This is a genomic window from Microbacterium sp. str. 'China' (genome assembly GCF_002993305.1).
GTDB lineage: Bacteria > Actinomycetota > Actinomycetes > Actinomycetales > Microbacteriaceae > Microbacterium > Microbacterium paraoxydans.
Map to the genome: position 1 here is coordinate 2265233 of NZ_CP027434.1, position 11711 is coordinate 2276943.

General features: G+C 64.0%; 12 protein-coding genes. 4 read left to right on the forward strand and 8 right to left on the reverse strand.

Annotated elements, in window-relative coordinates; genetic code table 11:
* The first annotated feature begins 33 nt into the window (after window positions 1-33).
* Entirely contained in the window at window positions 34-1182 is a 1149-nt protein-coding gene (locus C6C15_RS10890) for a TRAFAC clade GTPase domain-containing protein (protein ID WP_105950081.1), read from the forward strand.
* A 354-nt stretch (window positions 1183-1536) separates the two neighbouring features.
* Here the strand turns inward: C6C15_RS10890 and C6C15_RS17450 are convergent, their stop codons facing one another.
* The 6 genes from C6C15_RS17450 to C6C15_RS10930 all read right to left on the reverse strand — a co-directional run bounded on the left by C6C15_RS17450 (window position 1537) and on the right by C6C15_RS10930 (window position 7217).
* On the reverse strand, window positions 1537-2052 hold the full coding sequence (locus tag C6C15_RS17450; protein WP_316247132.1) for a DUF2510 domain-containing protein: 516 nt from the start codon (window positions 2050-2052) through the stop codon (window positions 1537-1539).
* A 392-nt stretch (window positions 2053-2444) separates the two neighbouring features.
* Complete coding sequence (locus C6C15_RS10905; RefSeq protein WP_105950083.1) at window positions 2445-3341, reverse strand: hypothetical protein; 897 nt, start codon at window positions 3339-3341, stop codon at window positions 2445-2447.
* 565 nt (window positions 3342-3906) lie between these two features.
* A complete protein-coding gene (locus tag C6C15_RS10915; protein WP_174235357.1) occupies window positions 3907-5037 on the reverse strand; it encodes an NAD(P)/FAD-dependent oxidoreductase in 1131 nt (376 codons plus the stop codon).
* A 143-nt stretch (window positions 5038-5180) separates the two neighbouring features.
* On the reverse strand, window positions 5181-5483 hold the full coding sequence (locus C6C15_RS10920) for a putative quinol monooxygenase (RefSeq protein WP_105950085.1): 303 nt from the start codon (window positions 5481-5483) through the stop codon (window positions 5181-5183).
* The gene (locus tag C6C15_RS10925; RefSeq protein WP_105950086.1) at window positions 5480-6049 is read right to left on the reverse strand and encodes a type 1 glutamine amidotransferase domain-containing protein; all 570 of its coding nucleotides are present in this window, start codon (window positions 6047-6049) and stop codon (window positions 5480-5482) included. Before C6C15_RS10925 ends, C6C15_RS10920 begins: the two co-directional genes overlap by 4 nt.
* 1 nt (window position 6050) lies before the next feature.
* Window positions 6051-7217, reverse strand: coding sequence for a glutathione-independent formaldehyde dehydrogenase (locus C6C15_RS10930; RefSeq protein WP_105950087.1), 1167 nt, complete (start codon window positions 7215-7217; stop codon window positions 6051-6053).
* Window positions 7218-7425: 208 nt separating this feature from the next.
* Here C6C15_RS10930 and C6C15_RS17105 point away from each other — a divergent pair, with 208 nt between their 5' ends.
* Entirely contained in the window at window positions 7426-7602 is a 177-nt protein-coding gene (locus tag C6C15_RS17105; RefSeq protein ID WP_153244971.1) for a hypothetical protein, read from the forward strand.
* A 92-nt stretch (window positions 7603-7694) separates the two neighbouring features.
* Entirely contained in the window at window positions 7695-7976 is a 282-nt protein-coding gene (locus tag C6C15_RS10935; RefSeq protein ID WP_199787650.1) for a hypothetical protein, read from the forward strand.
* Between the two features lie 295 nt (window positions 7977-8271).
* On the opposite strand, the gene C6C15_RS10940 is transcribed toward C6C15_RS10935, so the two are convergent.
* Window positions 8272-8931, reverse strand: a complete 660-nt coding sequence (locus C6C15_RS10940; RefSeq protein ID WP_105950089.1) for a TMEM175 family protein — start codon at window positions 8929-8931, stop codon at window positions 8272-8274.
* 5 nt (window positions 8932-8936) lie between these two features.
* Window positions 8937-9638, reverse strand: a complete 702-nt coding sequence (locus tag C6C15_RS10945) for an aldo/keto reductase (RefSeq protein WP_234024129.1) — start codon at window positions 9636-9638, stop codon at window positions 8937-8939.
* On the opposite strand from C6C15_RS10945, the gene C6C15_RS17335 reads away from it, so the two are divergent.
* Complete coding sequence (locus C6C15_RS17335) at window positions 9637-11673, forward strand: hypothetical protein (RefSeq protein WP_162604560.1); 2037 nt, start codon at window positions 9637-9639, stop codon at window positions 11671-11673. The two genes, C6C15_RS10945 and C6C15_RS17335, sit on opposite strands and share 2 nt — an antisense overlap.
* The last annotated feature ends 38 nt before the right edge of the window (window positions 11674-11711 follow it).

Consider the following 11711-nt stretch of genomic DNA (forward strand, 5'->3'; position numbering starts at 1 on the left):
CGGTTGTCATAGACGTGCTCTACGTTGGGACCCATGCAAGAGAAGAAATCTGCGCTTGAACAGCACATCGCCGTGTTCGGGGAAAGCGGAAGCGGCAAGACCGTGCTGGTGTCGTCCTTCTATGGCGCGGCGCAGGAAGCATCGTTCTTGAAGCAAAGCCTCTATCGCGTCGTGGCCGAGGACATCGGTCAAGGCGCCCGACTGAACCGCAACTATCTCGGTATGCGAGACGAAGCCAGAGCCCCCGACCTCACCCGCTTTGCGGCGACGTCATACGCCTTCTCGATCAAGTTGAAGGATCCGCCAAACCAGAAGACGTCCAAGGCGCAACCGTTCCACGCGTTGCGACTTGTCTGGCACGACTACCCCGGTGATTGGTTCGAGCAGGGTGCGAGTGGCGAAGAGGCACGGCGCCGCGTCGACACGTTTCGCTCACTCCTCGGGTCAGACGTTGCGTTGCTGCTCGTCGATGGTCAGCGCCTACTGGATCATGCAGGCGACGAAGAACGCTACTTGAAGTCACTCTTCAGCAACTACGCCAACGGACTCCTCGCGCTCAAGGACGATCTGCTCGAGGAGGGGACGCCACTTGCGCAGTTCCCGCGCATCTGGATCGTGGCGCTGTCGAAGGCGGACCTGCTTCCTCACATGGACGTTTTCAAGTTCCGAGACCTGCTCGACCTGAACGCCGCCGACGACCTCGACGAGCTGCGTAAGGTGCTCGCTGGCTTCGTTCAGAATCCAAGCGCGATGTCAGTCGCCGAAGACTTCCTCTTGTTGTCATCAGCGAAGTTCGAGCCGAACAAGATCGAAGTCGACAAGCGCGTCGGGATCGACCTCGTTCTGCCCGTGGCCGCATTGCTTCCGCTTGAGCGCCATGCGAAGTGGGCGAGGCTCGGGCAGCTTCCGACCAAGGTCGCTCAGAGCATCATCAGCGGCGGGTCAAAGCTTCTAGCCGCCGCGCTCCTCGGCAAGCAGAATAAGGGCAAGCTCGGTGCCGTCCTCGCGATGCTAAGCCCAGACGTCATTGATGAAGCAGCTCAGATGGCCGGCGACAAGCTCCGTGAGCTGAACGCGCAGGCGCTTGCCAAGCACAATTTCGTCACTGCGACGCTGACGCAGTTCCAGATGGACTTGGATAAGGGGGAGGAAGATGATGTTCTCCTTCGGAGCCTGACGTGATGCTTCAGCCGGGTTCATACATCTGGGCGACGCGAGGTCGAGAGTGGGGCTTCCGTTTCCTCCGCGATGGCGGGTACGACGATCCCCTCCCGGTCTACGAAGACGCGTTCGATGGGGTGGCTGAGCAACGCACGGTCATGAGACGAGTTGGTGATGTGCTGGCGATTCGCTTCTTGGATCCGGAAGGAAGGGAAGACCACGCGCGTCGGCCCATTTCTCACGACTTCGTTGTCCGCGCGACAGGCTCCTCCCGTCTGCCGGACATGACCATTGCAGCGCGAGTCGCCTGGGAGTCCGTGGCCGAGGAGTACGCCGGTATGTGGAATGCGGAGGCGCCGTAGCACTGGGCACCGCTCAGGGCATAGGTGCGACGTGACCCGTCCAGCCCGTTCCGTCCCACCACCGGATGGAACCGACCCTGTCGTCGTACCACCCTGCAGGAATCGTAGGCGCCGACTGACGGTGCTCCGTCCATGCGGCGCCGTTCCACCAACGTAGCCCGACACTTGCGCCGTCGGTGTACCAGCCTGCTGAGGGCATCATCGGCGTTGCGTCAACGACTGTCCCAGGGCTGTCTGCGTCGGCATTTTGGGAAGATTGATCCGCGGCTTCACCTTTGCCTTCGCGCCGCTTCTGGAATAGTCGTACAGTGCCGTACGCGAGGCCTCCAATGGCGGCGATAGCTGCCAGGTCTCTCAGCCTGAGGTCCGCTTCGCCCGCTCCGGACGAGTCATCGACGGCGCCTTCGACGCTCTCGCAGTCGCACTCATACTGTAGGCATTCCCACTCGTGCGAGTGCCAGCACCAATGCTCACATTCACCTTCGCACTCCCACGACCACTCGTGCGTGCAGAAGTCCGCCACCGTCATCGACACAGCGGTCTACTAGGACGAGCGCGTTCCTGAGGCACGGCCTGATCTTATCGGTCTGAGGATGTGCCGTTGGTATGTGAGCTCCTAACCCGCGAGCCTCAGCTAGCAGGGCCGACTCAGGCCTGCAGGACGTGCTCAGCGTCTTGCAGACCGGGGCGAACGACCCTTGGACCTGGGCGCAGTGGTAGAACGTGGCGCTGCCCGAAGCGGCTTCATCCCGCAACATCACGCAGCTCTGCGAAGGGCGTCTCGAGGAGTCGCTACTGGCTGCCCGACACGACGCCTGGTCGTGGAGCAGCTGAGCCCGTGGCGGACGTCACGCCTCCGCTGTCCCGAACGGTCAGCATGCATGCGCACTAACGTTGGAGCGGCAGAGAGGGCCCTCGCTGTCAGCGGAGCGTGCGGTTGCGGAACTCGTCGCCCACTTCGGTCAGCAGCAACAGACCTTCCTTGAACGGGAGGTTGAGGTTACGGATGACGCTCTCGATCTTCTTCTTCTCGACCGAAAGCTCACTCTTGTAGGTGGCGCGGTGCGCGGCGTTCAGAGCCTCTCGGATCTTCCGAGCCTTCCGGTCTTCCCCCGTAGGTGGAGCCTTCACGTACTCGAGTTCGGCGACGCCTTCGAACCAGAGTCGGGTAGCGATGCCGTCGGTGCGCTTCGGCAAGTCGCGACGCGCGACCTTCTCCTCCGGCGACATCCCGACACCTCGCCTTACTGCTTCTACGTCCTCGGCTCGGCGGTCACCCTCAAGGTCCACCGGAGCGCGAGCTGGTGCGGGAGCCGTCACGGCCTCGGGCTCCACCTCGGTCGTGGCGAGCCCGAGCTCAGATCGGAGCTTGGCTACTTCGGCGCGGAGCTTGACGACTTCAGTATCCACTCCGGCCGGGGCGGGAGTGGGAACTGGCGAAGCTAGCGTCGTGGGGGCCGCGGTGTGCCCCTTGAACGACGCGTTCAGCGCGCTCCTGTACTCGCGTGGAGACCCTGAGAAGTGCGCGATGTTCCCGTCGCGGAAGTTGATGCGGAACTGTACCGTGTCGTCTTTGAAGGCCTTGGGCACCAGTCCGCCAACCAGGGCTCCGACGGGCCCGGCGATGATGCTGCCAGCGACGATCCCGGCGCCTCCTGCGGCGTAGTTGTATTCCTTGCCGGTTCCGACGATGTCAACGGAGGAGACGGTGTTGGCGTTCAAGTCCCAGCTCCCCGAGGGGAGGCGGGTGAGCGAGCCGAACCCGATGGCGTAGACACCGATCTTCGGCAGCGTGCCACCAATGTACTTGAGGGTCATGGCATGAGCTTACTGACGATGACCCCGTCAATCAGGGCAGGGCGCATACACGTTCTCCACTGCCTTTCCCCACACCCAGCACCAGAACACCTGCTCCTCGGCCCCGAACTCGACGCCCGCGGCGAGCGGCGTGGACCTGGGTACCAACGAGGACGGCTACGCAATGGTGTTCGATGTCTTCAAGGCCGAGGATGGCTCCGAGCGAGCCTGTCTAGGCTCCGGCCTGGTGCACGAAGCGGTCTGCAGTGCCGGGGCGCGCGGCCGATAACGTCGCAAGATTCGACCTCGACTCGCTCTGACTCGCCTGCCGGGGGTCCTGACCCCTGATGAGTGGTGCCGACGCTGCGGCGCCGAGGGCGCTGCTCGGGACACGGTCATCCGTCGACTCGCGCACGAGCCGCTGGGGTGGCGACCCACCGTCCTTGAGGTCGCGGTGCGTCGTCGCGGACAAAGGTGTCGGTGCTTCCGCGGGCTACCTCACCGCCGCACTGCACGCAGCCACCAACGTGACCCCATCGCGACGAGTCCAGAGTTGCGGGCCACCCCCGCGATTGGGAGACATGCCCTAGCTCTGGGCCTCGCCGAGGCGCGCTTCGTGCGTGAGCTCGGCGCGGAGACCGCCGCCGGTCGCAGCCCGGGCAAGAGCGCGACCCAGCGCAGGTGCCTGCTTGAACAAATTGTGACCGGCCACAAAAAGGACAGAGCCTGCCTCCCACACGGCCACGCCGTCCTCACTCCACGGGAGATCGGTCACCCAGCAGTGAAGGAAGTCGCGCGGCTCCGGGTGGAGACCGGGCAGCGCCCGTGTCACGTACTCGCGTGCGCGTTCGTCCAGCGATCGAATCGCCGCCGGGTCGATGAAAGTTCCGTCGTCGCGGACGCGGACGGTGTCGCTGAGTCCGACCGAATAGCTGCTGTTGCCCGGTAGCGGCGTCGCGTAGACGCCGACTTCGCCGAAGACGCCGCTGCTGTCCTGCAGGCACGCGACTCGTTCCGGGGCGGCGGCTTTCACGTCGAAGGTCAGCCTGACGTGAGCGGCAAGGCGAACCGGCAGCGACAGGCCGACGCTGCGTGCCAGGCGGGCGGTTTCGCGGCCGGCGCACACGATCACCTTGGAGTAAACAGCCCGGTCGGTGACGCTGCGCACCTCGACCGTCCCGTCGGCGCGGGGATCGATGGAGATGACCTCACCGGTGGTGACCGCATCTGCGAGGGCACCCGTTAGTGCCGTGATCGCGGCGCGGGTGCGGATCGCGCCGCCCGACTCGTCGAGCACCGCTGGCCCCGAGTACCCAGCAAGCAGCGGCATCCGCTGGGCGACCTCGGCCGCATCGATCTCGTGCGCTACCACGCCGCCGACCTGGTCGAGCACCCGCAGCCGCGCCAGGGCGCTGTCTCCGATCGCCAGGACACCGTCTGATGAGACCAGCTCGACGTCGAAGTGTTCGGACCACTCATCCCATACGCCGCGGCTTTCGCGCGCGAAAGCGACGAGTCGCGGGTCGTCGTGGGCATGCCGGAAGATCCGCGACTCGCCTGCGGACTGACCCGTCCCGGGCACACCAGCCTCGTACAAGCGCACCGGCACGCCCTGCTCCCGCAGCGCGTACGCCGTCGAGAGACCGACGATCCCGCCCCCGATCACTGCTACCTCGGGTGAACGCGTCGTGGCAACGCCGTCGTCAGTTCCTGTCATCGCGGTTTCCCGATCTGTTGGTGATCAGCGGTAGGCCGAAAGGGAAGGGGCCGCTGCCACGATGTCAGCGGGCTGTGTAAGCCCGAAGTCACCGCGCGCCGCGACCCCCCCCCTTTCTGGGTCAGTACTCCCGGTCTGTGGTTTCAGGCGGGGAGTTTGGAGCCCAGGACGTCGAGCTTCTCGATCGTCGGCTCGCTGAACAGTTTGCCCGTCTGCTCGCCGAGAGCGGTCGCAACTGCGCCGGACAGGTGCGCGTCGCGGCCGGCGTCATCGGGGAACACGTCGAAGATCCCGAATGAGGACGGGCCGAGACGGATCGCGAACCACGCGGTGGTGGCCGGTTCCTCCTCGACGAGCCCTCGCCCGATGCCGAGAAACTCCTGGACCTCGTCTTCCTTGCCGGGCAGGGCCTCCAGCCTGACAAGCAGTCCCTTCGTGACGCTCATGACGTCACCTCTTCCTGGGTCGAACTGCTCGCAAATTTCGCCACGATCGTATCGCAGAACGCAGGCAGGTCGTCGGGTGAGCGGCTGGTGATCAGGTTCCCGTCGACCACGACATCCTGGTCAACGACCTCCGCTCCGGCGTTGCGCAGATCCGTGCGGATGCTCGGGAAGGACGTCAAGGTGCGACCTCCGACCACGCCAGCCTCGATCAACGTCCAAGGCCCGTGACAGATCGCGGCAATGGGCTTGCCAGTTTCGACGAAGTCGCGGACGAAGGAGACGGCGTCCTTGTCGACCCGGAGCCGGTCGGGGTTCACCGTGCCGCCGGGAAGCAGCAGGGCGTCGTAGTCGCCCACCGAGGCGTCGGCGACCAACCCGTCGACGGTGAACGTGCCCGCTTCATCCAGGTCGTTCTTACGGGCCTTGATCTCGCCGTCGTGGATCGAAAGGACCTCGGTCTGAGCGCCGGCCCGTTCCAGTGCTTCGCGGGGTTGCTCGAGCTCAACGCGTTCGACTCCGTCGGCGGCGAGGATCGCGACCCTCTTGCCCTGAAGTTCTGCTGCCATCTCAGTTTTCCTTCGTTCCGTTTGACATGCCGGGCTTGATGAGGACCTTAGTCCAACCCTTGGACCTGGCGTCGAAGTTCTTGTAGGCATCGGCAGCCTGGTCCAGCGAGATCTCGTGGGAGACGATCCACGAAGGGGTCGCCTTGCCGGCCGCGATCAAGTCCCGCAGCTGGCGGTTGTACCGCTTGACCGGGGCCTGACCGCTTCCCATGGTCTGCCCCTTGAACCAATGTGTGCCGAAGTCGATGGCCGCCTTGCCCTGCTTGGCCAATTCGCCCTCGGCCCCCGGGTCCTGGGGGACGAACACGCCGACGGTGCCGATCCCTCCGGTGAAGCGGACCGCGTTGATGAGCATGTTCAAGGTGGCGGCGGTGTCCTCGTTGCCCTGCGGATCGTGGGCCTGGTAGCCCACGCATTCGCAACCACGGTCAGCTCCGAGCCCCATAGTCTCGTCCAGCACAGCCTGCACGGGGTCGACCTTGGAGTCGTCGATGGCAATCGCACCGATCTGCTCGGCCAGCGCGAGCCGGTCAGGGTGGCGATCGACCACCATCACCTTTGCTGCGCCCTTGATCATCGCGGACAGGGCGGCCATCAATCCGACCGGACCCGCCCCAGCGATCACAACGCTGTCGCCGGGGATCACGCCGGCCATCTCGGTGGCGTGGTAGCCGGTGGGGAAGATGTCAGAGAGCATGACGTAGTCGTTCTCCCTATCCTCCGCATCCTCGCCCAGGCGCAGCGCGTTGTGGTCACCGAAAGGCACGCGGAGAAGCTCCGCTTGGCCACCGCCATAGGGACCCATGTCGGCGAACCCATAAGCCGCACCGGCGAGTGATGGGTCGGGCTGAGTGGTGAGGCAGTAGTTGGTCAGGCCGCGTTCGCAGTTCTTACAGAACCCGCACGAGATGTTGAACGGGAGCACAACCCGGTCTCCGACCCTGACCTTCTCCACGCCACTACCGACCTCGATGACCTCCCCCATGTTCTCGTGCCCGAACGTCCGGCCCACCTCGAAGGAGGTCCTCCCCTCGTACATGTGGAGGTCCGAGCCGCAGATGTTCGTCGTCGTCACCCTGACCAGGACATCGGTGGGCCGCTCGATCTTCGCGTCCGGGACCTCCTTCGTGCTGACCTGACGGGGTCCCTCGTACACCACTGCTTTCATGTCTACTCCGATCTGATGGTGTTGCTCGGTAGCCTTCTGGCCTTGATAGCCTCCTGGCAGAGCCTTGACAATGCAGCCCTTCGCGAGGTAGCGGACACCCTCGGGAACCACGTGTCAAGGGGCTCGCCTTGCGTTGATGTGTGTAGCGATCGAGCCGGGGTGGTGCCCGGGTCCCGCTGCGCGGAACCCTCTCCCCCAGTCTCAGGGCATGGGGTTCTCGGATCAAAAGAGCCACAGTCGACACCCGACCAGCGTCGTCGATGCCTGGGATACCGCACTCGCGGATCACAGCAAGGAGATATTGATCCGACTGCGGGCCGAGGTTGAGCAGATTCAAGCCGAGGCTGACGCCTCGGACGACCTGGCGGACGAGCACACGAAATAGAACATCTGTTCTAAAATCGATAACCTGGCGGTCCGCAAGGAGGATCGGCAGTGGGTACATCGAAGCGATACGCGTCGGCGGCCGATCGCAGGATGGATACGCGCATCCTCGAGCGGATCGCCGCGGAGGCCGGCCCCCTGCAGTCGCTCTCGAGCGCCGACCTGCGCTTAGACGTAGAACCGGTGACGATCGACCCGCGGCCGAAGCCTGCGAAAGCGTGGGTGCGCTTCGGCGCCACGCCGGCGCTCGTCGACGCGGAGGTCTGCCGGTCGACAGCGGATGCCTGCGCGATCAGGTTCCGCGTGGGCGAGACGGAGATGAAGGCATGGGTATGGGCCTCGGCTGTCACCCCGGCCTCTCCTGCAAGGCGCTGAACGTCCCCTGTGGACGGTTTCTGCAGCGCCGCCAGCATCCTGGTTGCCTGGCATCGTGGATGACGACGAATGGCCGGGCTTCTCCCCTACCTGTGAGCGCTGCCTGGTGCAGCTGCAACCGTCGTGGAACCCGCCGACTTCCCCGGTCTGGCGGTGCCCGAATTGCGGCCTGGTGCGCATGTTCTAGCCGATCTGGCGGACGGCGAGCAAAGCAAGCCCGAAAACGTCGGACGACGGTAGGTCGCTATTCACTCGCAAGGAGCGTGCAGCTCCGAGGTACTATCCGCTCCTTCAGTCAACGAGCCATCTGATCGTGTCCCGGTTCAATACCGGGTCTGAACACGGGCTTTGCGGGGGAAATGACGTAGCTCAACGTTACAATCCCCGCCGCGATCAATCCAACACGCCAATTCCAGAACGCCAAGCCGAATGCCGCCCAATAGGCAGCGGCGGTAAGACCATACTTGATGGTAAGGCGGCGAAGATAAGCCTCGGTTAGCCTTCGATCGGGAAAACCTCTGGCGGTGGCGTACACCCACCGAAGAAACCACCAGGTCGCCGGTGCCGCTGCTATGCCCAGGTACCAAAGGGCGGCGGTCGTGCTGTCCGCATCTCCACCGAAATGTTCGACCAACTGGCGCGCGGGAAATGGAGTGATACTGACCGCAGCCAAAAAGCCGATGGTCAGCAGGTTGTAGCCGTGGTCGGTCTTCTCCAGCAGCTTGCCGCTGAAATGACTGTGGGACCAATAGAGGCCGATGAGGATCACGCTGAGGACGTAGGCGGCGTAGTCCGGTGCCAGCTTCAGGTAGGCCGCGGCGAGGTCGCCATCCTCAGGCCTCGGTGCGCGCAGTTCCACCACAGGGACGGTGATCGCGATCGCAAACACCGCGTCGCTGAACACCTCGAGCCGATCCGTCTCATGTTCGGTTCCCTTGAGAGAGAAGACCGCCATTCGAGCTAGAGCATCTCGAGCGGGCGACGGTCGCGTGGCCGAGGAAATGCCGCGTCGAGTGTCGCAAGATCGGCGTCGGAAAGGACGATATCTGCGGCTGCCCGGTTCTCCCGCACATGTGCGATCGAACTCGCCTTCGGAATCGCAATGAGGCCATCGTGCCGCAACGTCCAGGAAAGTGCGACCTGCGCAGGGGTAGCACCAACCTTAGCTGCGATCTTCACAAGGGAGGGATGGCTCGAGAGTCGTCCCTGCTCGACGGGACTATAGGCCATGACAGGCATTTCATGAGCGACGAGCCACGGCAACAATTCCAACTCAGGGCCTCGACGGACGAGATTGTAGAGAACCTGATCGGTCACGCAGCCATCCCCGCCGGCAGCAACAAGCTCGTCCATGTCGTCAGTATCGAGGTTGCTGACACCCCAATACCGAATCTTCCCGGCCGATTTCAGCGCCTCCATCGCTTCTATCGTCTCAACGAGCGGCACCGATCCCCGCCAGTGGAGCAGGTAGAGGTCGAGCCGGTCGGTGCCGAGACGTCTCAAGCTCGCCTCGCATGCGCGTGAAAGGCGTGCGCGCGAGGCGTTCTGCGGATACGCCTTGCTGACGAGGAACAACCGGCCGCACCGGTCGCCTAGCGCTTCGCAGATCAGCGCTTCCGCCGCGCCGTCGCCGTACATCTCGGCAGTATCAACGAGTGTCATGCCCAGCTCGACACCGGCGATCAACGCGGCGATCGGCAAGGAGAGACGGCGCAAGGACCGAGCGCGCAACCGTCGGAACCTGGACCCAGGAACGACGATCCTCCTTGAGCAGGGCAGCCCTTGGAGCGACGCTCCGACTGCGAAGATCGAGCAACTCGTCATCGCCATCGCGCCGACGGTAATGGGAGCAGGACGCCTCGCTGCCTACCTCCGCAGCGCGCCCCCGCTCGCTTCGTCAAGGGATCAGGCCATGCCACGCGCGGCACAGCGGCTCCTCCGGAAAGCTCGCACCGCAGACCTGAAAGTCGCCCTGCCCGCCTGTGGACAGTGCGGCGAAGAGCGCTTCCTGGAACAGACAAGTCCGACCGGAGAACGGCTCGGCGGGCGCTGCACGAAACGCCGCTACGCTGCGCCCTGCTCTATATGCGACAGGCTTCTACCAATCACGCGCCGCATTGGTGAGTCACAATTCTGCGCCAACTGCTGGCGGCGCGACCCGAGGTCGCGAAGGGAATGCGCGGAGTGTGGGCGGCTACGCACGACCCACTCCATCGTCGGCGACAAGCCGTACTGCAACGACTGCGTGCCGAAACCGCGGATCGTATGTTTCATCTGTCACGAGGTCCGGCGGCTTTACTCCGCACGCATCGGTACTGGAGTCTGTGAGAGCTGCTACATCTCGACCGCCGGGTTTATGAAGCCGTGCCCTGAGTGCGGTGACAAACGTGTGATCGCCCACGACAAGGACGACAGACTGGTGTGTGCAGACTGTGCCGGGAACGCACCACTTTTCACCTGCAATGAATGCGGAGGCGAACGGGGGGCACGGCGGACGCTGTGCTCGGGCTGCGATCTGGTGAAACAAGTCGAGGAGCTATTCTCCGAAGCGTCGGATAGCGACGCGCGTGCTGCCCTCGAACCTCTACGCCACTATCTCCTTTCCTACAAGCACGACGCGGACCGGCTTCTGCGCTGGATGAGCCGCAGCACTAGCATCGCGATCCTGCGGCGGATTCTCGATGGCGAGATCCCCATCAGTCAACGCGCGTTGGAGATGCCCGAGCATCCGCATGCAGCATTGCGCGTTCGGGCTCTGCTTGAAGTCACGGGATGTCTGACAGAAGAACGCGACCCCTGGGCGTCATATGAACAATGGGCGGATCAACTCATCGCGATTTGCCCAAAGGCGAACCGAGAGCAATTTACGATCTTCACCCGTTGGATCGTTCCTGCCACCGCGCGCGTGCAGATTCGACGACGAGGCATCACCGATAGCACCCTCAGCCGGGCCAGAGAGATGAGCCGCGCGGCGCTCGAATTCCTCCAGATGCTCGAAGCGCGGAACCTGTCGTTGCAATCCGCCCCGCAGTCGATCTTCGACGAGTTCGCTGCCTCGCGCCGCAGCAGAGCAATCGCGATCCGTCCTTTCATCCGATGGGCGAAACAGACCGGCGCGATGCGCCGAATCTCCGCCCCGGTACGACCCAAGTCCGCCCCGTCGCTCGCCTACAGCGAGGCCACCCATCATTCTTGGGTGTCTCGCTTCCTCGAAGACGATCAGCTGAACGAGGGAACGAGGCTCGTCGGATTGATGGTCGGTCTCTACGCAGCGCCGATCACACGGCTCGTCAAACTCCAAGACAAGAACATCGTCTATCGAGGCGAAACGGCGACGCTTTCCCTCGGGAACGCTCCGCTCCACCTAGCGCCACGCGTCACCGAACTGCTCGGCATGCAACTGGCGCAGCGCGCTATATCCCCGGAAGGATGGTTATTCCCATCACCCGCCCTTCCTGGCCGACACATCGACCCCTCGACGCTTACCAAACGCCTGAGAGACCTCGGCTGCGAGACCATCCTGCTGCGCGGCGCTGCGATGATCAACCTGACCGCTACCGTCCCGCTCGGACCCTTGGCGGATCTCACAGGGCGATCACTATCGGCGACAGGCAGATGGATCAAGTCATCGGGTAGCACCTATCTGGTGTACCCGGCGATCCGGGATCCCTCCCGTCCTGGTGTGTCCAGCCAGTAGAACACTGCCGGGAACTCGCGGCCTTCGTGTCCTCAGAT